Source organism: Serratia sp. BIGb0163, from assembly GCF_024809935.1.
Taxonomy (GTDB): Bacteria; Pseudomonadota; Gammaproteobacteria; order Enterobacterales; family Enterobacteriaceae; genus Serratia; species Serratia quinivorans.
The window spans coordinates 1,006,031-1,029,518 of sequence record NZ_JANUDZ010000001.1 but is presented as its reverse complement, the minus strand read 5'-3'; the positions used below and the strand labels follow the sequence as shown (position 1 = coordinate 1,029,518).

23 protein-coding genes and 1 other annotated feature are annotated in these 23,488 nt (G+C 53.1%); all 23 genes read right to left on the bottom strand.

Annotated features, from left to right (window positions below; genetic code table 11):
• Positions 1 to 42: 42 nt before the first annotated feature.
• On the bottom strand, positions 43 to 1,485 hold the full coding sequence (locus M2406_RS05065; protein WP_012144896.1) for a protein adenylyltransferase SelO: 1,443 nt from the start codon (positions 1,483 to 1,485) through the stop codon (positions 43 to 45).
• Between the two features lie 254 nt (positions 1,486 to 1,739).
• Positions 1,740 to 2,477 (bottom strand): EAL domain-containing protein, encoded by a 738-nt coding sequence (locus M2406_RS05060; RefSeq protein WP_012144895.1) that lies wholly within the window; start codon positions 2,475 to 2,477, stop codon positions 1,740 to 1,742.
• A gap of 553 nt (positions 2,478 to 3,030) precedes the next feature.
• Complete coding sequence (locus tag M2406_RS05055; RefSeq protein ID WP_259189005.1) at positions 3,031 to 4,044, bottom strand: lipoate--protein ligase A; 1,014 nt, start codon at positions 4,042 to 4,044, stop codon at positions 3,031 to 3,033.
• A 57-nt stretch (positions 4,045 to 4,101) separates the two neighbouring features.
• Positions 4,102 to 4,566: an NlpC/P60 family protein gene (locus M2406_RS05050; protein ID WP_026142348.1), complete on the bottom strand. Its 465-nt coding sequence runs from the start codon at positions 4,564 to 4,566 to the stop codon at positions 4,102 to 4,104.
• 173 nt (positions 4,567 to 4,739) lie between these two features.
• Entirely contained in the window at positions 4,740 to 5,132 is a 393-nt protein-coding gene (gene arnF, locus M2406_RS05045; RefSeq protein ID WP_259189004.1) for a 4-amino-4-deoxy-L-arabinose-phosphoundecaprenol flippase subunit ArnF, read from the bottom strand.
• A complete protein-coding gene (gene arnE, locus M2406_RS05040) occupies positions 5,129 to 5,476 on the bottom strand; it encodes a 4-amino-4-deoxy-L-arabinose-phosphoundecaprenol flippase subunit ArnE (RefSeq protein WP_135316309.1) in 348 nt (115 codons plus the stop codon). The genes arnF and arnE overlap by 4 nt, the downstream gene beginning before the upstream one ends.
• Positions 5,473 to 7,140 (bottom strand): lipid IV(A) 4-amino-4-deoxy-L-arabinosyltransferase, encoded by a 1,668-nt coding sequence (arnT, locus tag M2406_RS05035; protein WP_012144890.1) that lies wholly within the window; start codon positions 7,138 to 7,140, stop codon positions 5,473 to 5,475. Before arnT ends, arnE begins: the two co-directional genes overlap by 4 nt.
• Complete coding sequence (gene arnD / locus M2406_RS05030; RefSeq protein ID WP_259189001.1) at positions 7,137 to 8,042, bottom strand: 4-deoxy-4-formamido-L-arabinose-phosphoundecaprenol deformylase; 906 nt, start codon at positions 8,040 to 8,042, stop codon at positions 7,137 to 7,139. The genes arnT and arnD overlap by 4 nt, the downstream gene beginning before the upstream one ends.
• Positions 8,039 to 10,021 carry a bifunctional UDP-4-amino-4-deoxy-L-arabinose formyltransferase/UDP-glucuronic acid oxidase ArnA gene (gene arnA, locus M2406_RS05025; protein ID WP_259188998.1) on the bottom strand — a complete coding sequence of 661 codons (1,983 nt, stop codon included), beginning with the start codon at positions 10,019 to 10,021 and terminating at the stop codon, positions 8,039 to 8,041. The genes arnD and arnA overlap by 4 nt, the downstream gene beginning before the upstream one ends.
• The gene (arnC, locus tag M2406_RS05020) at positions 10,021 to 11,001 is read right to left on the bottom strand and encodes an undecaprenyl-phosphate 4-deoxy-4-formamido-L-arabinose transferase (protein WP_012144887.1); all 981 of its coding nucleotides are present in this window, start codon (positions 10,999 to 11,001) and stop codon (positions 10,021 to 10,023) included. Before arnC ends, arnA begins: the two co-directional genes overlap by 1 nt.
• Positions 10,988 to 12,142 (bottom strand): UDP-4-amino-4-deoxy-L-arabinose aminotransferase, encoded by a 1,155-nt coding sequence (arnB, locus tag M2406_RS05015; protein ID WP_115184797.1) that lies wholly within the window; start codon positions 12,140 to 12,142, stop codon positions 10,988 to 10,990. Before arnB ends, arnC begins: the two co-directional genes overlap by 14 nt.
• Before the next feature lie 400 nt (positions 12,143 to 12,542).
• Entirely contained in the window at positions 12,543 to 13,298 is a 756-nt protein-coding gene (gene btuD / locus M2406_RS05010) for a vitamin B12 ABC transporter ATP-binding protein BtuD (RefSeq protein WP_259188993.1), read from the bottom strand.
• A gap of 25 nt (positions 13,299 to 13,323) precedes the next feature.
• On the bottom strand, positions 13,324 to 13,875 hold the full coding sequence (locus M2406_RS05005) for a glutathione peroxidase (protein ID WP_012144884.1): 552 nt from the start codon (positions 13,873 to 13,875) through the stop codon (positions 13,324 to 13,326).
• Between the two features lie 41 nt (positions 13,876 to 13,916).
• Positions 13,917 to 14,924 (bottom strand): vitamin B12 ABC transporter permease BtuC, encoded by a 1,008-nt coding sequence (btuC, locus tag M2406_RS05000; RefSeq protein WP_012144883.1) that lies wholly within the window; start codon positions 14,922 to 14,924, stop codon positions 13,917 to 13,919.
• Positions 14,925 to 15,099: 175 nt separating this feature from the next.
• A complete protein-coding gene (locus M2406_RS04995; RefSeq protein WP_259188988.1) occupies positions 15,100 to 15,558 on the bottom strand; it encodes a DUF2502 domain-containing protein in 459 nt (152 codons plus the stop codon).
• A gap of 514 nt (positions 15,559 to 16,072) precedes the next feature.
• Positions 16,073 to 16,369, bottom strand: coding sequence for an integration host factor subunit alpha (gene ihfA / locus M2406_RS04990; protein ID WP_004943604.1), 297 nt, complete (start codon positions 16,367 to 16,369; stop codon positions 16,073 to 16,075).
• 4 nt (positions 16,370 to 16,373) lie between these two features.
• A complete protein-coding gene (gene pheT, locus M2406_RS04985; RefSeq protein ID WP_259188987.1) occupies positions 16,374 to 18,761 on the bottom strand; it encodes a phenylalanine--tRNA ligase subunit beta in 2,388 nt (795 codons plus the stop codon).
• A 14-nt stretch (positions 18,762 to 18,775) separates the two neighbouring features.
• A complete protein-coding gene (gene pheS, locus M2406_RS04980) occupies positions 18,776 to 19,759 on the bottom strand; it encodes a phenylalanine--tRNA ligase subunit alpha (RefSeq protein ID WP_012144881.1) in 984 nt (327 codons plus the stop codon).
• A gap of 122 nt (positions 19,760 to 19,881) precedes the next feature.
• Positions 19,882 to 20,004, bottom strand: a sequence feature (Phe leader region).
• Positions 19,956 to 20,000, bottom strand: coding sequence for a pheST operon leader peptide PheM (gene pheM, locus M2406_RS04975; RefSeq protein ID WP_197724622.1), 45 nt, complete (start codon positions 19,998 to 20,000; stop codon positions 19,956 to 19,958). (Overlaps the previous feature by 45 nt.)
• 116 nt (positions 20,005 to 20,120) lie before the next feature.
• Positions 20,121 to 20,477, bottom strand: coding sequence for a 50S ribosomal protein L20 (rplT, locus tag M2406_RS04970; RefSeq protein ID WP_004943595.1), 357 nt, complete (start codon positions 20,475 to 20,477; stop codon positions 20,121 to 20,123).
• A 43-nt stretch (positions 20,478 to 20,520) separates the two neighbouring features.
• The gene (gene rpmI, locus M2406_RS04965; protein ID WP_004943591.1) at positions 20,521 to 20,718 is read right to left on the bottom strand and encodes a 50S ribosomal protein L35; all 198 of its coding nucleotides are present in this window, start codon (positions 20,716 to 20,718) and stop codon (positions 20,521 to 20,523) included.
• 98 nt (positions 20,719 to 20,816) lie between these two features.
• The gene (gene infC / locus M2406_RS04960; RefSeq protein ID WP_013812633.1) at positions 20,817 to 21,368 is read right to left on the bottom strand and encodes a translation initiation factor IF-3; all 552 of its coding nucleotides are present in this window, start codon (positions 21,366 to 21,368) and stop codon (positions 20,817 to 20,819) included.
• A gap of 3 nt (positions 21,369 to 21,371) precedes the next feature.
• The gene (gene thrS / locus M2406_RS04955) at positions 21,372 to 23,300 is read right to left on the bottom strand and encodes a threonine--tRNA ligase (RefSeq protein ID WP_259188983.1); all 1,929 of its coding nucleotides are present in this window, start codon (positions 23,298 to 23,300) and stop codon (positions 21,372 to 21,374) included.
• Positions 23,301 to 23,488 lie beyond the last annotated feature (188 nt).

The following is a 23,488-nucleotide window of genomic DNA, read 5'->3' as shown; positions in this document are numbered from 1 at the left end:
TACCGGGCGCGCTGTACCGCGCCCGTCATCTTTCTTCGTCAATCAGCTAGAACAAGAAATTTCCAGATGTTTGCCCCAATCCGGCGGCAACGCGGCGAGATCGTCATACTCTGGGTTATCCGCGAATGGCGCCAGTAACGCCTGATGCAGCCGCGCCAGCTTACTGACATCATCTTGTTCGGCGCTTTCTATCGCCTGTTGCGCCAGATAGTTGCGCAGGATTAGCTTCGGATTCACTGCCTTCATCGCCTGCTGGCGCTGCGCGTCACTTATCTGTTCTTGCTGCAGGCGCTGGCGGTACTGCTGATACCAGCCATCGAATGCGGCGCGATCGATAAATTCATCTCGCAGTGGCGACTGCGCCTGCTGCTGCTCCGTCTGGCTTAGCAAGCGGAATGTCCGACTATAGTCCCGGCCCTCTTGCGCCATCAGACTCAGCAACCCGGTCAGCAAATCATTATCCTGCTGCGACTGGGTGAAAAAGCCGAGCTTGGCTCTCATCTGCTCCCCATAGGCACGCATCAGGGCCGGTTCATAGGCCGCCAGCGCATTTTGCAACTGCTCGGTGCTCATCAGCCCGGACAAGGTTTGTGCCAGGCGGTGAAGATTCCACAGCGCCACCGCCGGTTGGTTATCATAGGCATAACGCCCCTGATGATCGGAATGGTTACAGATATAGTCGGGCTTATAATCGTCAAGGAAGCCGTAGGGACCATAGTCGATGGTGATACCCAAAATCGACATGTTATCGGTGTTCATCACGCCGTGAGCAAAGCCGACGGTTTGCCAATGGGCGATGAGCCGGGCGGTGCGTTCGACCACATCGGTAAACCACAGCAGATAGCCATCGCTCTGATCTTTAAACTGCGGCCAGTGGCGGGCAATCACAAAATCAGCCAACTGCTGCACCTGCTCCGGCTGCTTACGGTAATAAAAATGTTCGAAATGGCCGAAACGCACGTGGCTTTCCGCTACGCGTAGCAGCATCGCCCCACGTTCAGCCTGTTCGCGATAGACGGGCTGATCGCTGGTCACAATGGTCAACGCACGCGTGGTTGGAATGCCCAGATGATGCAACGCCTCGGAAGCCAGGAACTCACGGATCACCGAGCGCAGCACCGCACGGCCGTCGCCCATACGTGAATACGGCGTCAGCCCGGCCCCTTTCAGATGCCAGTCCATGCTGCGACCATCCGCCAGCCGCTGTTCACCCAGCAAAATGCCGCGACCATCACCCAATTGCCCGGCCCAGACGCCGAACTGATGTCCGCTGTACACCTGTGCCAGCGGCCGCATACCCGGCAGCAGCGTTTCTCCCGCCCAAATAGGGGTTTTATCCTGGGTAAACCAGCTTTCGTCCAGCCCCAGCTCACGCGCCAGTGGCTCGCTGTGATACAGCAGGCGAGTCCCCGTTAACGGCGTGGGGTTCAATTCGGTATAAAAACCGGCTAATTGTTGTTGGTAAGCATTTTCAAACTGCGGCATAGGCCCTCCGTTCCACCTAGTGTAGAGCCTGGGCGTGGGGATTAACACGGAAGAAATGCAGGGAGAACGCATCTGCCTGATACCAGGACAGATGCGAGGGGATTGGCTTTTATGTATACCGATACGGCTTAAAAGCCTTTTTGCGCTGATGAATAAAATACTTTATCAGCGAGAGAATGATAATGAATAACAGTACCGGGATAGCAGCCAACTTCATCCCGACCATTATTGGAACCATTGTGTGTGTAGTACTCTCAATTATTGTTTTTGAACTCATCGGGCGTTACCCGTAACGCCGCCAAATTATCCACACCAACGCTGGGCCATAAAAAACCTTGCAGGCCAAAAACACCGGCGTGTCTGAGCTTATTAAAATACTCCTCCCTCTCTATTCCTTCGACGATGACTCCCTTGCACAGCAGATTGATATTCTTTAATAGCGAATCAATGACCACGTCATAACCCTGGTGGGTAAACAGCTGCCAGTAAAATCGCTTATCGATTTTCACGTAGTCGAATAGACCATCATACAATGCGGTCAGAGTTGCCTGACCAGAACCAAAGTCGTCCAACCACAGTGAGAATTTCTCACTAAGCCGACGAATTTTTTCATTGTTTTTCCCCGCCGAAAGATTCGGAAAACCCTCGCTGATTTCAAAGGCGATAAATGACCATTGTCTGATCCGTTCGCACAATTGATCGTCAGCAAGAATCAAATCGACCAGGATTTCTTCGACGTCAAGCGTCAACAATACATCGTTTTCGACAAACCAGGCGGCATTCTGCTCCGCCAAACTCAATTGTTCATTAAATAACTCAATCCTTTGCTCGGTGGACAATAAATTAATCCCAATGTCAGCCGGCATCGCCAAATCACCGTCCAGGCTATTAAAACGGTTCAAGATTTCCACCGCCAACAGCCTGCCCTCCATTGAGTAAACAGGTTGAAAAACATAGCTACTAATAAAGTCAGCTTCGAGTTGGATTTTCATTTCAATGCCATAGGCTGAATGGCGAACATCTCATCGTATATCAATATATTTTATCGATCAATCCCTGTGAGATTAATCGGAAATATCAATACGGCCAGTCATAATTTATCATTTTATTGATAGATTAAAGCTATATTAGGGGGGCATAACGCGGATATGAAAACAATTTGGCTTAAGGCAACAACCGTGACCCACGGCATGAATTTGAGAAGTATTTGGCTTATGTGATAAGATAATTCTGAAAATTTGACTTATCGACATTGTTTTAATTAAAGAAATTCCTATTCCGCGTTAAATATCAAATCAGTATCTCTGGCCTATGTACAACGTAGTGAGCTTAACTGATTAAATTTAATAACGCATCAATTCCTGGCGTTATTCCTTGCATTGAATCGGCAAAAAAATGCCCACCTTGATTTTCGGGTAAAATATGCTACCTGAGTGTTTTTACTGCATTTTTGTGCAAAAAAAGATTACGGCATGAAAGAGAGGCAAACTCGCGGCGTAAAAAAGGGATGAGTTGCCTCATCCCGGAGCATTCAGGATCCGAACGTTATTTGATCGTTTCAAGCAACCATTGTCGCAGCTCGGTTAATTCTGCGGCCTGCTCTGGGTACTGCACAATCAAAGCATCGCAGCAATTCGCCAACGCCTCGCTGCGATAGGTGCAGCCCACCAGCATCTCGGCCAGCCGTTGCAACGGTGCCGGGCTGAGACTGTCGGTAAAAATCTGCGCCCGGCAAATGGCGCCTTTTTCCACGTCAAAGAAGATATCTACCCCACCCCAGACAAACCGTTCATTCAGCAGGTGACTGAATGCCGGCGCCTTGCCGAAATTCCATTCCCAACTGCTTTGTTTGGCAAACTGTGCGGCAAAATCCGGCAAATCGGGATAAACGTCAGGCGAAATGATTTCTGCTTTCGCAGTCTCACCATAATGCTCAAAGAACGCCTGAGTTATTGCGTCGCACACCTGCTGGTGGCTGATATCGGCTTTAAACTCCGCCAGATTGGCAACGCGAGAACGTACCGAGGTGATGCCCTTGGCCTGCAATTTTTTAGGGTCCGGATTAAGGTAGTCGGCCAGGCGATTGAGATCCGCGTTCAGCAACAAGGTGCCATGGTGGAACCCGCGATCCTGAGTTTCCCGGTAGGCCGAGCCGGAGATTTTACGCACGCCCTCTGCGGTATCAATCACCAGATCATTGCGTCCCGATGCGGTGGCCGCAATGCCCAACTGAGCCAGAGCTTGCAGAATAATGCCGGTGGAGACGGTTTTATCGTAACCGGGTTTGCCTGCCATAAAGGTAAAACAGCTATTGCCCAAATCGTGGAATACCGCACCACCGCCGCTGCTGCGGCGTGCCAGACGAATACCGTCCTGCTCCATGCGGCGGGTGTTGCACTCTTTCCAGGGGTTTTGTGACTGACCAATGACCACGGTTTCGGCATTGCGCCACAGGAACAGAATTTTCTGCGTAGTCATTTCGCGGAAGATGCACTCTTCCACTGCCAGATTGAACCAGGGATCGTAGGAATCGGAAATCAACAGGCGTAAGTTACTCATGGCGGCCACCGTTAACAATGTGATACCGCCATGATACACCAAATCAAGAGGTTAGAGCTAAATGCGACGCGCCTGCCAGTAGACCTTCTTCCAGTACACGTTGTTCAGCGAGGAACGTATCACGCCGCGGCTGGTCGAGGCATGGATAAACTGATCGTTGGTGTCATAAATGCCAACGTGCAAACCATTCTCACCGCCACCGGTTTTGAAAAACACCAGATCGCCGGGCATCAGCTCATCGCGCGAGACTTTGGTTCCCAGCGAGGTTTGCTCTTCAGTAGAGCGTGGTAATTGCATATCGAAACGATCGCTGAAGGTGCGATAAACAAACCCGGAGCAGTCGACGCCACCGCGGTCTAACCCGCCATAGCGATAAGGGGCACCGTACCATTGACGCAGCTGTTCGTTTAACTGAGCGACAACCACAATCGAATCGGCCAATCTGCCGCTCGGTGGCGGCGCATGGCTGCTACAACCGGCAAGAATTAAACTGGCTAATAAAAACCAAATACGCATCCGCATAATATCCCTTCATTGAACAGATTGCCGCTTTATGCCTCCCGCTAAAGCATACCGCCTGCGAGGCAAAGCCGACACCAGCTAAGGAAAGCGCTATTTTGGGCTAATTTATCCCCCTGTAGGGGAAAAAGGCAAGCATGGTGAAGGAGATAATCGAATTGACGCCGGTTTTCGCGCTATTGGGGCGTTTTTACCTTGGCCTGACTGTTAATCAGCCACACGCCAAACAGGATAAACAGCGTGCCCAAGGTTTTCAGCAGCGTGGCGGATTCATTAAACCAGGGCAGGATCACCGCGGCCAGATAGACCAGCGCATAACTTACACTCAACAGCGGGTAAGCACGATTGAGTGGCAAATGGTGCAGCGCGAAGAACCAACACAGCATTGACAGCGCATAGCCAAAAATACCGCCGCTGACCACCATTAACGGCAACCAATACTGCATAAACAGGTTCAGGGTGACATCGGCAAATGACATCAGGGGGATCTGCGCCATGCCCCACTTCATCAGCAACTGTGCCAGCGTGACTAACAGCACGCTGGCCGCGCCCCAGGCATAACCTCTCATGGATTGATACTCATCAGCAGGATCCCCAGCATGATTGATGCCACTCCGTACCAATGGCGTGCGGTAGTCGGCTCATTAAACAGCCAGCGGGCGGCCAGCGTCACCAGAACAAAATTCAGGCTGAGCGTCGGATATGCCAGGCTGAGCGGCAAACGTTGCAACACATTAAGCCACACCGCCATGCCCAGCCCCAACAGCAAAACGGCCAGCGCCAACCAGCGCAGCGTTACCCCCCGCCTGACTTCGGGAGGTAACTGCCAGCTCAGAGCGGCCTGTTTCTGGCACAGCTGCCCACCACAGGTGAGCAGACTGACCACGACCACCAACAAATAGCCGACTATCATGGCTGCTGTTGGTACCAGAACAACGCCAGACGATTCATCACCTCAACCTTATCTGCTTTCGGCAGCTTTTGCTGATCAATGCTTTCTCCACGCGACAACTGCAACACCAGTGAGACATCGCCCTGTTTGCGCGCCTGTGCCAGCCACTGCGGGAAATCGCTGTCGCTGATGAGATGGCTGCGGGCATCCGGATACTCCAAACCGTAGGACACCTCCCCCTTCTGGTTAAACATCAATACGTCGCTGCGCTTCAACTCCCAGGCCAACCCAGCCGCTACGCCAACGCTGTCGGTCAGCACGTAGCGGCTATGGCCTAACTCAGCCATATTCACCCGGATAAAGTTTTGCGGCAGCTTGGAGTCGGTCACCTGCTGCGGAATGGCGTAACCAATCAACAAACACAGCAACAATGGGCAAGCCGCTGCCCAGCTCCAGCGTTGCGCATTATTACGCACCGACACTACGGCAAACAACAACCAACCGGCAAAGGCGATAATGCCGATAACAATCTTCGGCCACTCTTGCGCGGTAAACAAATGCACTTTGGGTAACAGTCCGGAGCCCAGAACCACCAGCGCCAGGATGCAGATTAAGCCAAACAATCCGTTTAATACGGCGTTAACCTTGAATACCTTGCTGCGCAATGCCGCCACGCAGTCTTCGGCATAGGCTGCCATCAGCAATGCCAGGGGTGCCATGCACGGTAAAATATAGGTCGGCAGCTTGCCCTTGGCGATGCTGAAGAAGATCAACGGCATCATTACCCAGCTAAGCAGGAAGAACAGTTCCGGACGCTGAACCCGTTCCCGCCAGCCCTTGAGCAAGGAGCCCGGCAGCAGTGCCAACCAGGGCAACACCGCCGCCATCAAAACCGGGACGTAATACCAGAACGGGGCTTTATGTTGCGCATTGTCCTCGGCAAAACGTTGAATATGCTCCACCCAGAAGAAGTAGTTCCAGAAATCTGGCTCACGCTGTGCGATGGCCAGCGCCCAAGGCAAGCTCAGCAGCACAGCCACCACGATAGCCACTGGGCCGTAGATCAGCAGGTCTTTAATTCGCCGTTGTTGAATGACAATCGGGATCACCGCGATCACCGGCACCGCCAGTGCCAGGAAGCCCTTGGTCATAAAGCCCATGCCGCAGGCCAGCCCCAACAGCACGTAGCCGCCCAGCTTGCCTTTGGCCGTGGTCGCTTTCAGCGTCAGATAATAACTGACCATCGCGGCGGCCAGCCACAAGGAAATCATCGGGTCCAACACGCTGTAGGTACCGATGCTGAATACCAGAACCATCGACAGGAAAATCAACGTCGCCAGGCTGGCACGGCGCGCATTGCGCCACATCAGCATTGCCAGTGCGAATACCAGCAGCGCCGTCATGCCGGTACTGAATACCGAACCGAAGCGCACCGCAAAGTTGGTATCGCCAAACAACCATTGGCTGATGTTATTGAACCAGTAGCCGGCCACCGGTTTTTCAAAATAACGCAGGCCAAGCAAATGTGGCACTACCCAGTCGCCGCGTTGCAGCATTTCGCGGCTAATCTCGGCGTAGCGGGTTTCATCCGGTTGCCATAGCAGGCGGCCGTTGAGCGGAATCAGGTAAACCAGTGCAAAAAAAATGGCCAACAAAATAGCCCATGATCCTTTTAGCGCCTTCATGAATCGTCCTTCACATCGGTTTGACAACCCAGCCAACCTTCGCGACCAGGGAAAGGAGCGCGCTCAACGCGGCCCAATGGCAATGACGCCAAATCTTGAGGCAACAGTGCGCTTAACGGACAGAATTCTATGCCCTGCCGTTGCGCCCGCTGCAGTAACTGCTCAAACATTGCGGCCTGTGACATGCCCTCCACTTCGGTATGAATGGTATACACCGGCACACCGCGATCGTTTTCAATCGCCCGCAGAATGTAATCGTTGAAATCATTCATACTCACTTCGCTGCCAATCACCTCATCAAAGGTGGGCAACGTGACCGGGATTTGTACGGTTCCCAACCGACCATCGCTTAACACCGGACGGAAAGGATGGGTGCCACGACAGTCGCTGTTGTAGTGAAAACCAAAACGCTGCTTCACTTCCAGCACCCGCGTATCGGCACGCCAACCGGCAACCGCCGAACATTTGACAGGCTGACCGGTACTGTTGGCCAGCGCATCCACACCGAGCTGAACCTGCTGCATCAGTTGCGCTTCTGACCAACGGCCAACCTTGGCCTGCCAACCCTGGTGATCCCAGGCGTGCAGCCCCACTTCATGCCCAGCCTGGGCAGTCAGTTTCATCAACGGCCCCAGGGCACGGGCAATATTACGCCCCGGCCAGGCCGTGCCTGCCAGCAAAATATCCCAGCCGTACAGTGACGCGGCATTGGAGCGCAGCATTTTCCACAGGAATTTCGGACGCAAAAGGCGCCACAAATGGCGCCCCATATTGTCCGGTCCAACGCTGAAGAAGAAACTGGCCTGAATATTGTACTTGTCGAACAGCTCCAGCAACTGCGGCACCCCCTCTCGGGTGCCGCTGAAGGTATCTACGTCAACTCGCAGACCGACTTTCTTCATGCACCGTCACCTTCCTGAACGGTCGTACGCAGGAAGTAATCCAACGTATCAGCGACGGTTTGCTGCATGGCGATGGTTGGCTGCCAATCCAGCAAGCGGCGGGCATTCTTGATGCTCGGCGTGCGGTGCTCAACGTCCTGATAGCCTTTACCGTAATAGCTGCTGCTTTCAACGTCCTTGAAGCCGGCAAAGGGTGGGAAACGGTCACGCAGCGGATGGTTGTTGAAGCTTTCGAGCAGCATTTCTGCCAACTCGCGGATACTGGCTTCATTGGTCGGGTTACCGATGTTGACGATCTGGCCATCGCACAGGCCATCACGGTTTTCGATAATGCGGAACAGCGCTTCGATACCGTCATTGATGTCGGTGAAGCAACGTTTTTGCGCCCCGCCGTCCATCAATTTAATTGGCGAGCCTTCCACCAGGTTGAGGATCAGCTGGGTAATGGCGCGAGAAGAGCCGATACGTGCGGCATCCAGGTTATCCAGACGCGGGCCCATCCAGTTAAACGGACGGAACAGCGTGAACTTCAAGCCTTCTTTGGCACCGTAGGCCCAGATCACTCGATCCAGCAACTGCTTGGATACCGAGTAAATCCAGCGTTGCTTGTTGATCGGGCCGACAATCAGGCGTGAGTGGTCTTCGTCGAATTCCTTGTCGTCACACATGCCGTACACCTCGGAGGTGGACGGGAAGATAATGCGCTTGTTGTATTTCACGCAGTCGCGGACGATTTTCAGGTTTTCTTCGAAATCCAGCTCGAATACGCGCAGTGGGTTGCGGGTGTATTCAATCGGTGTGGCAATCGCCACCAGCGGCAGGATCACGTCACATTTCTTGATGTGGTACTCGATCCACTCGGAGTGGATGCTGATATCCCCTTCCACAAAGTGGAAACGCGGGTTACCCAGGAAACGGCTGATGGCGTCAGAACCGATATCCAGACCGTAGATATCATAGCGGTCATCACGCAGCAGGCGTTCGGTCAGGTGGTTACCGATAAAGCCGTTAACGCCGAGGATCAGCACGCGGGTTCTGCGATTCATCACTGCGTTTGGCTTGGCGGCCAGGCGCACGTCGGTGGCGATCCCCATTTCCTGCGCCAGACGGCTGCCTTGCACGTACAAACCGACATCGTTTTGGCCGGCCACAATTTCCAGCGCACCTTCACCGCAGGCAATGATCAGAGGAGAGGTACTGAGCACGGTACCCGGTTGCTTGTCATGCCGGGTATCCAGCACGCGGGCACGCCAGACAATCAGTTTACGCTGGCCAAGGTAGCTGAAAGCACCAGGGTAAGGTTCGGTCACGGCACGGACCAGGTTGTTAATTTCCTGCGCTGATTTATGCCACAGAATTTCACCATCTGCCGCGGTGCGACGACCAAAATAGCTGGCTTCAGCTTCATTTTGCCTGGTGAATGAGGCCGTCCCGTTTTTCAGCTTCGGCAGTTGCTCTTTCAGCAGCGCCTGTGCCGCTTCCAGCACTTTTTTGTGCAGGGTCAGCGCGGTATCGTTAGCGGCAATCGCCACTTTGTGCTGGCCAACAATATCACCGGCATCCGGACGCTTAACCATTTTGTGCAGCGTGGCTCCGGTTTCGGTTTCCCCATTTACCAGCGCCCAGTTTACCGGTGCGCGACCACGGTAATGCGGCAGCAGTGAGCCATGCAGATTGAAGCCGCCTTTTGGCGCCAGTGACAGCAGCTCTTCGCTCAGCATATTGCGGTAATAGAATGAGAAAATAATGTCAGGCTGCATCTCGCGGATACGTTCGATCCACAGTGGATGGTTAACGTCTTCCGGCGCATAAACCGGCAACTCCAATTCGGCACCCACACGGGCAACGGAGGAGAAAAAGTTGTTCTCACCAGGATCGTCGGTATGGGTGAATACCGCCTGAATATCATAGCCCGCGTCAGTCAGCGCTTTCAGACCAGCGCAGCCAATATCATGGTAAGCAAATACGATAGCTTTCATTATTCTTCTTCCTGAGTATTGTGGTTCGGCTGTTCACCGACCACTTTCTGAACAAAATAACGGGGACGAGCACGAACGTCGGTATAGATGCGACCGATGTACTCTCCCAACAGGCCCATGCCGACAAATTGGGCGCCGATAAAGGTAAACAGCACGGCAAACAGGGTGAACACCCCGCCGCCCGACCATTCAGGTCCCATAATCAAACGCAAAGCGATCAACAGCACCGCCAGCAAAAAACCTGACAGAGCCACCACACTGCCCACCACGCTGAGCAAACGCAGCGGCGTCGTGGTCAGGCAGGTGATCAGGTCATACATCAGGTTAATCAGCTTCATCAGGCTGTATTTGGAATCACCAAACTCGCGCTCCGCATGCAGCACTTCAATTTCAGTGGTGCGGCGGGCAAAGGTATTCGCCAGAATGGGGATAAAGGTACTGCGCTCGTGGCAGTTCAACATCGCCTCGATAATATGGCGGCGATAGGCGCGCAGCATGCAGCCGTAATCCCCCATCGATTTACCGGTGGCACGTTGGATCATCATATTGATGATGCGCGAAGCGCTTTTGCGGAACCAGGAGTCCTGACGGTTGGCACGCACGGTTCCCACCACGTCGTAACCTTCTTCCGCCACTTTCACCAGACGCGGGATCTCTTCCGGCGGGTTTTGCAAATCGGCATCCAGCGTAATCACCAGATCGCCACTTACCTGATTGAAACCGGCCATGATCGCCGAATGCTGCCCATAGTTACGGTTAAGCAACACGGCAATCACGCAGCTGCCCGGCTGTTCGGCCGCGGCGGTCAGCATATCGGCAGAATTGTCGCTGCTGCCGTCATCGACCAGGATAATTTCATAAGGTTGGGTCAGTTGTTTACAGGCGGCGGTGGTACGTTCGAGCAAGGCAGGCAAACTTTCCTGCTCGTTATAGACCGGGATCACCACCGAAACTTTTTTTATCGGTTCAACGCGAGACACGTAACGACTCCACAACAGAAGACAAGGCTTTAACCACGCGATCAACATCGGCGTCGGTCATATCAGGGAATAGCGGCAAGGTGCACAGACGTGCCGAGTTCCATTCGGTATTGGGCAAGGAAAGCTGCGGATAGCGATCACGATAAAACTTCTGGGTATGGGCGGCACGGAAATGCAGGCCGGTACCGATACCCACTTCTTTCAGGCGTTCCATCAACTGGTCGCGATCGATACCGCAGCGTTCAGCGTCAACGCGCACCATAAACAGATGCCAGGCATGGTCATGCGGATAATCAGGTAATCCCAACGGCAGGAAAGGCGAACCTTCCAGAGCGGTGAGGTAACGTTGCGCCAGCGCCTTGCGGCGAGCATTAAGCTGCGGCAAGCGGGCCAACTGCACCACGGCGATAGCCGCGTGGATATCGGAAAGATTGTATTTGTAACCAGGCTCGACCACTTCGGCCTGGGGTTTGCGCCCCAACTGCTGGCGATCAAAAGCATCAACGGCCAGGCCGTGGAACTTCAGACAGCGCAGGCGATCTGCCAGTTGGTCGTCGTCGGTGGCGATCAGGCCGCCTTCGGCACAGGTCAGGTTTTTTATCGCATGAAATGAGAAAATCGCCGTGCCGCGAGCGCCCACCCACTCACCGTTGTAACGGGCGCCCACCGCATGAGCGGCGTCTTCAATCAGGGGGAGATTATGGCGTTTAGCCACCTCACGCAGTGCATCCATCTGCAACGGTGCGCCGGCGTAGTGCACCGGGACAATGGCTTTGGTTTTCGTCGTAATGGCGGCTTCAACATCACTGGCGCTGACCATCAGCGTATCGCGGTCAACGTCAATCATCACCGGCGTCGCACCGAGCAATTCAATCATGTTGAGGGTAGAAACCCAGGTCTGGGACGGGGTGATAACTTCGTCACCCGGGCCAATGTTCAACGCCATCAGGGTGATATGCATACCTGCAGTAGCGGAACAGACGGCGATGGCGTGTTTACAGCCGAAGGTGGCACAGAACTCACTTTCCAACTGCTGATTTTGCGGCCCGGTGGTGATCCAGCCTGAGCGCAATACCTTTTCTACCGCCGCGATCTCTTCATCGCCAATCGCCGGGCGTGAGAAAGGTAAAAATTGATCCATAGTTAACCCCAAACGTATCAAATTGCTTTAATGACACTGTAGATCTCTTTTATTTAACGAATATTAAACGCCAGAGAGAATCGTTCCTGATGGATTAACTGCCAATGTACGGCCGCAAGCTTAACTAAACCTTAAGATGCGATTTATTATCAGCTAACTATCTGATCTGCGGGGGCCATCATCATTAAATTTAATTGATTTCAAAATCAATTAGTTATAGTTATATGTAATTATATAATTATTCTGTTTGAACTTAATCATCGTAGCACTTCAGCGACGGCTTTCAAGATTGATGAGGTATTTTTGGGAAGCAAGGGGAAATAAAGCCGGTCGTTATCCGGCTATTTATATCAGGTCCGTTTATTTTTCGTTTAAGTCGCATTTTCAATGCGCTAACGCATTATGCCGTCCTGGTCATAATCCAGCGTTGATCGCCGACTGCCTGCAGGTGAAAATCCACGTCATAGATCTGTGAAAGCAATACCGGCTCCATCACTTCCCGCGTGGTTCCCTGTGCGACAAGGCGCCCGGCATGCAGCAACCAGACCCGATCGGCCTGCTGCAAGGTATGATTAAGGTCGTGCGCGCAAACCAACGCGCTACGTCCACTCTGACAAAACTCACGCAGTAACCGATCCAGCGCTACTTTTTGCGCCACGTCCAGGCTATTGGTCGGTTCATCCAGTAGCAATAGTTGGCTGTAAGGATTGACCGTCGGCCAAACCTGCAGTAATACCGCGGCCAGCCGCACCCGCTGCCATTCACCGCCGGACAACTGAGTCAGCATGCGCGGCAGCTTGTCCATCAGTTTAAAACGCTGGCACAGATAAACAATAGTGCTCTCCAGCGCCTGTTCCGTGCTACCTGCAGGCCGGTGCAGTTCCAGATACTGGAATACCGGCATCAGCGCCACTGGCGGCTGTTGCTGGCTTAAATAAGCACGGCGCAGAGCCAGTTCATTGCCCTGATAACTCGCCAGCGGCTGGTCTGCCAGCCGGATCTCGCCCGTGCCAGGCAGCATGCCTGCCAAACACGCCAGCAGTGTACTTTTGCCGGCACCGTTCGGACCAATAAGGTGAAACTGCAACCCAGCATCGACCTGTGCTGAAAATGGGGCCAGACGCCCTTCTACCCCAACCTGACTGAGTTGCAGCATTATGAATTATCGCTCCTTCTTTATATTACTTGGCCAACGCCTGTTTGACGGCGGCCACCAACGCAGGATCTTCCGGTGTCATATCCGGAGAGAAACGTTGGATCACATTGCCATCACGCCCGATCAGGAATTTCTCAAAATTCCACAGAATGTCACCGGTTTGCTTTGGTGCCCGGCCTTTACTGCTCATGCGCTCCAGGAATCCACTGTCCTGCGGCGTCACGGCTTGCGGTTCGGCGGCAATCAGCGCCTGGTACAGCGGATGACGGTTTTCGCTGTTCACTTCAAGCTTGGCAAACATCGGGAACTCAACGCCAAAGGTGCCACGGCAAAACGCCAGGATCTCTTCGTTGCTGCCAGGCTCCTGCCCGAGGAACTCGTTGGATGGGAAGCCCAATACCTCAAAACCCTGGTCACGGTAGGTTTCGTACAGGGCTTCCAGCCCGGCATATTGCTTGGTCAGGCCGCATTCCGAAGCCACATTGACCACCAGCAACACGCTGCCTTTATATTTGCCCAGCGTGGTGGATTGATTCTCGATAGTGTTCAACGGAATGTCATAAATCGCTTGAGTCATGGAGCTTATCCTCTTGTTTTACTTGCAGGTGAACAGAGAAACTACCTTAAGCTTTTTACCCGGGTCAGTAGCCAGATAAATAGCGGTGCCCCCAGCGTGGCGGTTACCACGCCGATGGGTAATTCAGCCGACAGTAGCGTAATACGCGCCACCACATCGGCCGCCAGCAACACACCGGCGCCAGCCAGTGCGCAGCCCGGCAATAAATATCGCTGATTGGTCAGGCCACTGAGACGCAGCATGTGCGGTATGACCAGTCCGACAAAACCAATCACCCCGGCCAAAGCCACACTGACGCCCACCAGCCAGCCGATGGCCAGCACCAGTAGATTACGCCACAGATGCAGGGAAAGCCCGAGCTGACGCGCCTGTACTTCACCCAGCGCCATAAAGTTTAGCGCCTTGCCCTGGCAACACAGCCAAAGCAGCACCGGTAACAATGCCAGCACCAGCCATTTCTGCCGCCAGTCTACACCGCCAAAACCGCCCATCATCCAATACATCAGTTGGCGCAGGTCCAGACTGGAACTAAAATACACCGCCCAGGTCATCACCGCGCTACACACAATGCCCAAGGCAACACCCACCAGCAGTAGACGCGCATTGGTCAGACGTTTGCGACGGGCAAAGCTCAGCAGCAGGAAGGTCATGACCAGCGCGCCGGCAATGGCGCTCAGGCTCATAAATGCTACCGGCAGCAGGCCGTTGCCCAGCAGCACCGTTAGCACCAGTGCCACCCCCGCGCCGTTGGCGACGCCCAGCAAACCCGGCTCAGCCAGCGGATTTTCAAACAGCGACTGCATTACCGCCCCGGCCACCGCCAGGCTGGCCCCTACCAACATCACTGCCAGCGCGCGCGGCAGGCGTAGTTGCCAGACAAACAGCTGCGCGGCCTCACCCGACCACTGTGAGGGCCAAAGCCAAACGTCGCCCGCACTGAGGCTGAAAACAAAGGCCACGGCAACGCCCAGCGTTAACAACAACAGATGGCGTTTATCGCGATGGCGCTGTTTGTGCAGCAATAAGGTAAAGGTCTGGCTGGCTGGCATAGGCGTGGCGATTCCCTGCTGGCCGCCAAGGCGGCCGAATAATTGACGTCTGGGTCAAATATTAGGGGGTTAGTGCCCGAAGGGAAAGCATTGCATCAGGAGAATCACAGGAAAACAGCAGCTAATCCTGCCGGTCACCCGTAGGTGATGGCAAAATCAGCCGCCGTTGAATCAATCAGCGACGCGGGTCGTTATCGTTTTGCGGGTAAGGTTTGCCATGGCCATTGTCCTTACCACGGTCATTGTCATTACCACGGTCATTGTCACGACCGCCGTTATCATGATGGTTGCCATTGTCACGGTGGTCGCCGTCGTTACGATTATCGCGTTCACCGTGGAACGGGTTACCGCCCCGGTCAGGGCCACGATGATCGTAACCACGCGGCGGCGAGGATTGCCAGCGGCCACCATCCCAATACATACCCCGATTGTTGCGCTCCCCCATGCCACGCCCCTGGTGCTCATGCCACCACTGCGGCGGACGCCAGTCATAACCATCCCAATAGTAACCCCGACGGTCCTGATCCCCCAGATGCACCGCCACTCCCGGCACGTTGATATCGATAGAGACATCCGCCTGCGCAGCCACCGGCAGCAACAGCGGTAAACACACCAGCAACAGGATCTTTTTCATTGTACGCTCCGACTTTATTTTCTTGCTGAGTGGGTTATATCAGTGTGCTTATTCTGCGCCTATCTCACCAACGCCTATTTTCGGATCGTTTTCATCTCCCTTACACATTCCATACTTTTTATTTTTTTGAATAAAACAGTCGCTAACAACCTTTAACGAATAGCTAAAAAACCGAATGCCGCACGCTATTTATAAGCACTGTAGTACTGAGCACGGCGCTAAGCGCCTGCTGCTTCGGGCCTCACGGTGGGGGTCATCGTGGCGGTAGCGGACCGGGGCACGACTACAATCACTATTAATCTCCAGGGGCTTCGGCCCCTGCTTTATTTCCACTCAATCAGAATGTAAAATACATATAAGAATAATCCGTAATAAATAAATTATTTAAATGTGAAGGGCCGGTGTCAATTTTATTGGGTAGGCGTATTTATTTTATATAGTCTAAGAATAAACCGAAAATTTCCGCTAAAAAAGAAAAAGGCCGCAAAAGCGGCCTTTTTTGGTTTCACGCAACTTACTCTTTCGGGCTTGCGTTCTCTACCCGACTTTTCAGTTTTTGCCCTGGACGGAAAGTGACCACGCGACGCGCCGTAATCGGAATGTCTTCGCCGGTCTTCGGGTTACGCCCCGGACGTTGGTTCTTGTCACGCAAATCAAAATTGCCAAAACCTGACAGTTTAACCTGCTCACCGTTTTCAAGAGCACGACGAACCTCTTCGAAAAACAGTTCTACCAGGTCTTTGGCATCCCGTTTGCTAAGCCCAAGCTTTTCAAACAGGTGTTCTGACATTTCAGCTTTAGTAAGCGCCATAGGTTCAATCCCTCAAGGATGCTTGGAATCGCTGTTTTAGAGCCTCTACACATTTTGCAACGGTAACGGCTATCTCCTCTTCTTCCAGTGTACGAGCGGTATCCTGCAATACCAGACTGATAGCCAGGCTCTTATAACCCTCTGCCACGCCCTTGCCACGGTACACATCAAACAAGTTTACGCCAACTACCTGATTTGCGCCAACTTTCTTACACTCTGCCAAAATATCTTCTGCGGGGACGTTTTCAGCCACCACAACGGCGATATCACGGCGGTTTGCCGGGAAGCGAGAAATCTCCCGCGCCTGAGGTACGGCGCGGCTTGCGACCTTGTCCCACTCCAGTTCAAACACCACTGTGCGGCCGTTAAGATCCAGTTTACGTTCAAGTTCCGGATGAACCACACCGATGAAACCTACACGTTCACCCTGGAAATAAATCGCTGCGCTCTGCCCTGGGTGCAGGGCCGGATTAGCCTCTGCCTTGAACTGAATTTCGGATAATTTACCGGTCAGCTCCAGGACAGACTCCAGATCCCCTTTTAAATCATAGAAGTCGACTGGCTTACGCGCCAGATCCCAATGTTCTTCATGCGTATGGCCCGCAATCACCCCTGCCAGCATGACGTCCTGACGGATACCCAGATTTGCCGCAGTATCAGGGACAAAGCGCAGGCCGCTTTCAAACAGGCGCAGACGCGTCTGCTGGCGATTCTGGTTATAAACCACCGCAGACAACAAGCCGGTCCACAGCGACAAACGCATGGCGGACATCTCTACCGAGATTGGGCTTGGCAGGATCAGCACTTCTTCGCCCGGGTGCAGCAAGGCCTGTACTTTAGGATCAACGAAACTGTAGGTGATCGCTTCCTGGTAACCGTGATCGACCAGCATGGTCTTCACGCGCTTCAGTGTCAGATCTGCTTCGCGATGCTTGGTCATGATCAGGTCAGCGCGGACCGGCACGTCAGGAATGTTGTTGTAGCCGTAAACACGCGCCACTTCTTCCACCAGGTCTTCTTCGATTTCCATATCGAAACGCCAGCTCGGCGCAACCGCCAGCCAGTTATCGCCCTGCTCGGTCACCTGGCAACCCAGACGACGCAAAATGTCACTGACCTGCTCGCTTGGCACCACATGGCCAATCAGGCGATCCAGCTTTTCACGACGTAAGGTAATGGTAGCGCGCTTCGGCAATTCACTTTCGGTGGTCACATCGATAACCGGGCCGGCCTGGCCGCCACAGATATCAATCAACAGGCGAGTCGCACGCTCCATCGCTTTGTACTGCAGCGCCGGATCAACACCGCGCTCGTAACGATGAGAAGCATCAGTGTGCAGCCCCTGACGACGTGCGCGGCCGGTAATGGCCAGCGGGTTGAAGAACGCACATTCCAGCAGCACGTCCTGGGTGGATTCATTCACCCCTGAGTGTTCACCACCGAAGATGCCGCCCATCGCCAGAGCTTTCTGGTGATCGGCAATCACTAAGGTATCGGCATTCAGTTTGGCTTCGGTACCGTCCAGCAACGTCAGAGGCTCCCCAACGTTGGCCATACGCACCACGATACCGCCTTCGATGCGGCTCAGGTCGAAGGCATGCATTGGCTGCCCCAGTTCCAACAGCACGTAGTTGGTAACGTCCACCACCGCATCTATAGAACGAATGCCGCAGCGACGCAGCTTCTCACGCATCCACAACGGGCTGGCAGCCTTGACGTCGATGCCTTTTACTACGCGGCCAAGGTAACGCGGACACGCCTGTGGCGCATCTACGCGGATCGGCAGCGTATCGTTAATGGTGGCAGCAACCGGGCTCATGTCCGGTTCGGTCAGGGCAACCTGGTTCAGCACCCCAACGTCACGCGCCACGCCAATAATGCCCAGGCAATCGGCGCGGTTCGGCGTTACGCTGATTTCGATCGCGTTGTCATCCAGCTTCAGATATTCACGGATATCGGTGCCAATCGGTGCGTCTTCCGGCAACTCAATGATACCGTCGTGATCGTCAGTAATACCCAGCTCGGAGAACGAGCACAGCATCCCTTCCGAAGGCTCACCGCGCAGTTTGGCGGCTTTGATTTTGAAATCGCCCGGCAGCACCGCGCCCACGGTAGCAACGGCCACTTTCAGACCTGTACGGCAGTTTGGTGCACCACAGACGATATCCAGTAAGCGATCGCCGCCCACGTTGATCTTGGTCACGCGCAGTTTGTCGGCGTTCGGATGCTGACCGCTCTCAACCACATGGCCCACGACGACGCCATTAAAGGCACCGGCTACCGGCTCCACGCCGTCCACTTCCAGGCCGGCCATGGTAATTTGATCGGATAATGCTTCGCTGCTGATGGCCGGGTTTACCCACTCGCGCAACCAGAGTTCACTGAATTTCATGTAATATTCCCGCCTTACTTAAACTGTTTGAGGAAGCGCAGATCGTTTTCGAAGAACGCACGCAGGTCGGTAACGCCGTAACGCAGCATCGTCAGACGCTCCATACCCATACCGAAAGCGAAGCCGGAGTAAACTTCCGGATCGATACCCACGTTGCGCAGCACGTTCGGGTGAACCATGCCGCAGCCCAGAACTTCCAGCCACTTGCCGTTTTTGCCCATCACATCCACTTCAGCGGAAGGTTCGGTAAACGGGAAATAAGAAGGACGGAAACGAACCTGCAAATCTTCTTCAAAGAAGTTATTCAGGAAATCATGCAGCGTGCCCTTCAGGTTGGTGAAGCTGATGTCCTTGTCGACAATCAGGCCTTCCATCTGATGGAACATCGGAGTATGCGTCTGATCGTAGTCATTACGGTAAACACGACCCGGCGCAATAATGCGGATTGGCGGCTGCTGCTCCTTCATGGTGCGGATCTGCACGCCAGAAGTTTGGGTACGCAGTAAACGCGTAGCATCGAACCAGAAGGTATCGTGATCGGCACGCGCCGGGTGGTGACCCGGAATATTCAGCGCGTCGAAGTTATGATAGTCGTCTTCAATCTCAGGCCCGGTCTCTACGGAGAAGCCCAGTTCGCCGAAGAAGGCTTCAATTCGGTCGATGGTGCGGGTTACCGGATGCAGCCCACCGTTTTCCATACGACGGCCCGGCAAAGAAACGTCGATGGTTTCTGCCGCCAGACGCTCATTCAACGCAGCAGATTCCAGCGCATTCTTACGCGCGTTCAGCGCTTCCTGTACCGCCTGCTTTGCCTGGTTGATCACCGCTCCGGCCGCCGGGCGATCTTCTGCCGGCACGTCACGCAGCGATTGCATCTGTAAGGTAAAATGGCCTTTCTTGCCTAAATATTCGACGCGTACCAAATCTAACGCGGCAACATCCTGGGCATCTTCTACGGCTGCCTTGGCATTGGCAACCAGCTCTGCGAGATGTGGCATTGCTTTCCTCTTCCTCTGGCCGATATGGCTCTAAGTAATTGTTATCTATTATTCGAACACGCCTTTGGCTCAACTCCAAAGCATTTTAAGTTATAGCCCGGCAATGACTTGAGATGGCCAAAAACAAAAAAGCCTCCACAGGGGAGGCTTAGGCGCTACTTTTCGTTTCTTCTCTTACGCGCAAAGCCTCCTGAAATCAGGCGCTAAAGTAAAAAAAGAAACGAAAAATAACAGAGTTCATGATTGCGTTACCTTGTCGATGATTGCCCACCAGCGATACGGCGGCGGTCAATAAAAGCCAGTATTTGTAGCTGAAAAACAAAGATTAAAGAGGGAGCAAGCCCCCTCTTTAATAACTGACTTACGCCAGTGCTGCTTTCGCTTTCTCGACCAGTGCGCCAAAGGCCACTTTGTCGAAGACTGCGATGTCAGCCAGGATCTTACGGTCAATTTCAATAGAAGCTTTTTTCAAGCCGTTAATGAATTTGCTGTAAGACAGGCCGTTCACACGAGCAGCTGCGTTGATACGTGCAATCCACAGCTGACGGAACTGACGCTTACGTTGACGACGGTCACGGTAAGCATACTGACCTGCTTTGATTACTGCCTGGAAGGCAACACGATAAACGCGCGAACGGGCACCGTAGTAACCTTTCGCTTGTTTTAAAATTTTCTTGTGACGTGCGCGTGCAATTACACCACGTTTTACGCGAGCCATATGCTCTCTCCTAAAGTCTTATTCTAGATTCAAAAAAAATGGCTTATGCGTACGGCAGGCACGCAACAACCAGGACCATATCGTTTTTAGACACCATGCCTTTCGGACGCAGGTGACGTTTACGCTTGGTTGCTTTTTTGGTCAGAATATGACGCAGGTTAGCATGCTTACGCTTAAAACCACCGCTGCCGGTTTTTTTGAAGCGTTTGGCTGCACCACGTACAGTTTTAATCTTTGGCATTTTAATTAAATCCACTTCGCATTGTTAAACAACGAATCAGTTAGGCGAATAAAACCCACACAACGCAAGCGCTGCGTGAGTTTTATTACTTGGAGGCCTTACTGCCTCTTCTTCGGTGCGAGCACCATGATCATCTGACGGCCTTCGATCCTCGTAGGGAAGGATTCGACAATGGCCAAATCAGAATCTTCACACAGGTCTTTACGGACGCGGTTAAGCACTTCCATGCCGATCTGTTGGTGCGCCATCTCACGCCCACGGAAACGCAGGGTGATTTTGGCTTTATCGCCATCTTCAAGAAAGCGAATCAGGTTGCGTAGTTTTACCTGATAGTCGCCATCATCGGTACCAGGACGGAATTTGATTTCCTTGACCTGAATAACTTTTTGCTTCTTCTTCTGTTCTTTTGTCGACTTGCTCTTCTCGTAGAGGAATTTGCCGTAATCCATGATTCGACAAACTGGCGGTTCGGCATTTGGGCTGATTTCTACTAAATCAACGCCCGCTTCCTCAGCTTTTTCAAGAGCTTCATTCAGACTGACAATACCAATCTGCTCGCCATCGACGCCGGTTAGGCGAACTTCTTGCGCGCGAATTTCTCTGTTAATGCGATTAGGACGCGCCGGTTGAACTCGTTTTCCGCCTTTAATACTTTATTCCTCCAGTTGATGAAGACTACGGCTGCGAATCTCTTTTAGCAGCTTGTCTACGACTTCATTTACGTCCAGGCTTCCCAGGTCTTTGCCACGGCGGGTACGAACGGCAACTTTGCCTGATTCGACCTCTTTATCACCGCACACCAACATGTAAGGAACCCGTCGTAAAGTATGTTCGCGAATTTTAAAGCCAATCTTCTCATTTCTCAAGTCCGCTTTAACGCGAATACCTGCGTCCTGCAATTTTTTGGTCAATTGCTGGACATAATCAGACTGGCTGTCGGTGATATTCATCACCACCACCTGTACCGGAGCAATCCAGGTTGGGTAGAACCCTGCGTATTCTTCGGTAAGGATACCGATGAAACGCTCCATGGAGCCCAAAATAGCACGGTGAATCATTACCGGGACCACGCGATCGTTGTTTTCGCCAACATACGATGCGCCTAAACGGCCCGGTAAGAAGAAATCGAGCTGCACGGTACCACATTGCCATGCACGATCCAAACAATCATGCAGAGTAAATTCAATTTTTGGTCCGTAGAAGGCACCCTCACCCGGCTGATATTCAAACGGAATCCCGTTTTCAGTCAGCGCAGCGGCCAGATCCTCTTCCGCACGGGTCCACATATCGTCAGTACCAATGCGCTTCTCAGGACGGGTAGAAAGTTTTACCGCAATCTTGTCGAAGCCAAAGGTGCCGTACACATCATAGACCATTCTGATGCATTCGTTCACTTCGGCACGCACCTGCTCTTCAGTACAGAAGATATGGGCGTCATCCTGGGTGAAACCACGCACGCGCATCAGGCCATGCAGAGAACCCGAAGGCTCGTTACGATGGCAACTGCCGAATTCGCCCATACGCAGCGGCAAATCGCGGTAAGACTTCAGGCCCTGATTGAATATCTGCACGTGACCCGGGCAGTTCATCGGCTTGATGCAATACTCGCGGTTTTCCGACGAGGTGGTGAACATGGCGTCTTTATAGTTTTCCCAGTGGCCGGTTTTTTCCCACAGCACACGGTCCATCATAAATGGCCCTTTCACTTCCTGATACTGGTATTCCTTGAGCTTCATGCGCACAAAGGCTTCCAGCTCGCGGAAAATAGTCCAGCCATCGTTGTGCCAGAACACCATGCCCGGCGCTTCTTCCTGCATATGGTACAGGTCGAGCTGCTTGCCGATCTTGCGGTGGTCACGCTTGGCGGCTTCTTCCAGACGCTGCAGGTAGGCATTCAGCTGTTTCTTGTCTGCCCAGGCAGTACCGTAGATGCGTTGCAGCATTTTATTTTTGCTGTCGCCACGCCAGTAAGCGCCCGATGTTTTCTGCAGTTTGAAATGATGACAGAAACGCATGTTCGGTACGTGCGGGCCACGGCACATATCGACATATTCTTCATGGTGATACAGGCCAGGACGGTCGTCATGGCTGATGTTCTCATCCAGAATCGCCACTTTGTAGTCTTCACCACGCGCAGCAAAGGTATCGCGAGCTTCTTGCCAGCTAACCTTTTTCTTGATGACGTCATAATCTTTGTCGGCCAACTCATGCATCCGCTTTTCCAGCAGATCCAGGTCTTCCTGTGTCAGGGTACGGTCAATATCAACGTCATAATAGAAACCATTGTCGATCACTGGACCGATCGCCATTTTGGTGTCTGGCCACAGTTGTTTGATCGCATGACCCAGCAGGTGCGCACAGGAGTGGCGCATGATTTCCAGGCCTTCGGCGTCCTTGATGGTGATGATCGCCAGTTGCGCATCTGATTCGATCAGATCGCCGGCATCAACCAGTTCACCGTTTACACGGCCGGCAATACAGGCTTTCGCCAGGCCAGGGCCGATATCAAGGGCAACATCGAGGGGGGAAACAGGGTGATCGAAATGACGCTGACTGCCGTCAGGAAGAGTAATAACAGGCATTAATAATTCCTTATCTACAGTGGTGACCCTCACGACAGATCACATGAAGAAATACAATAACGTTTAACTACATGAAGTTACCGACGCTATCCAGCTTTACCCTGCCAGATATGTACACTCATATGTACACAATTTAAAAAGTACTATGTTGTTACGCCATAACGGAAAGATGAGTGTAACACTATGAA

Bases quoted from the DNA above. Each gene is read 5' to 3' on its own strand.
- M2406_RS05065 (WP_012144896.1), bottom strand. From the start codon at position 1,485: ATGCCGCAGTTTGAAAATGCTTACCAACAACAATTAGCCGGTTTTTAT.
- M2406_RS05060 (WP_012144895.1), bottom strand. From the start codon at position 2,477: ATGAAAATCCAACTCGAAGCTGACTTTATTAGTAGCTATGTTTTTCAA.
- M2406_RS05055 (WP_259189005.1), bottom strand. From the start codon at position 4,044: ATGAGTAACTTACGCCTGTTGATTTCCGATTCCTACGATCCCTGGTTC.
- M2406_RS05050 (WP_026142348.1), bottom strand. From the start codon at position 4,566: ATGCGGATGCGTATTTGGTTTTTATTAGCCAGTTTAATTCTTGCCGGT.
- arnF (WP_259189004.1), bottom strand. From the start codon at position 5,132: ATGAGAGGTTATGCCTGGGGCGCGGCCAGCGTGCTGTTAGTCACGCTG.
- arnE (WP_135316309.1), bottom strand. From the start codon at position 5,476: ATGATAGTCGGCTATTTGTTGGTGGTCGTGGTCAGTCTGCTCACCTGT.
- arnT (WP_012144890.1), bottom strand. From the start codon at position 7,140: ATGAAGGCGCTAAAAGGATCATGGGCTATTTTGTTGGCCATTTTTTTT.
- arnD (WP_259189001.1), bottom strand. From the start codon at position 8,042: ATGAAGAAAGTCGGTCTGCGAGTTGACGTAGATACCTTCAGCGGCACC.
- arnA (WP_259188998.1), bottom strand. From the start codon at position 10,021: ATGAAAGCTATCGTATTTGCTTACCATGATATTGGCTGCGCTGGTCTG.
- arnB (WP_115184797.1), bottom strand. From the start codon at position 12,142: ATGGATCAATTTTTACCTTTCTCACGCCCGGCGATTGGCGATGAAGAG.
- btuD (WP_259188993.1), bottom strand. From the start codon at position 13,298: ATGCTGCAACTCAGTCAGGTTGGGGTAGAAGGGCGTCTGGCCCCATTT.
- M2406_RS05005 (WP_012144884.1), bottom strand. From the start codon at position 13,875: ATGACTCAAGCGATTTATGACATTCCGTTGAACACTATCGAGAATCAA.
- btuC (WP_012144883.1), bottom strand. From the start codon at position 14,924: ATGCCAGCCAGCCAGACCTTTACCTTATTGCTGCACAAACAGCGCCAT.
- M2406_RS04995 (WP_259188988.1), bottom strand. From the start codon at position 15,558: ATGAAAAAGATCCTGTTGCTGGTGTGTTTACCGCTGTTGCTGCCGGTG.
- ihfA (WP_004943604.1), bottom strand. From the start codon at position 16,369: ATGGCGCTTACTAAAGCTGAAATGTCAGAACACCTGTTTGAAAAGCTT.
- pheT (WP_259188987.1), bottom strand. From the start codon at position 18,761: ATGAAATTCAGTGAACTCTGGTTGCGCGAGTGGGTAAACCCGGCCATC.
- pheS (WP_012144881.1), bottom strand. From the start codon at position 19,759: ATGCCACATCTCGCAGAGCTGGTTGCCAATGCCAAGGCAGCCGTAGAA.
- rplT (WP_004943595.1), bottom strand. From the start codon at position 20,477: ATGGCTCGCGTAAAACGTGGTGTAATTGCACGCGCACGTCACAAGAAA.
- rpmI (WP_004943591.1), bottom strand. From the start codon at position 20,718: ATGCCAAAGATTAAAACTGTACGTGGTGCAGCCAAACGCTTCAAAAAA.
- thrS (WP_259188983.1), bottom strand. From the start codon at position 23,300: ATGCCTGTTATTACTCTTCCTGACGGCAGTCAGCGTCATTTCGATCAC.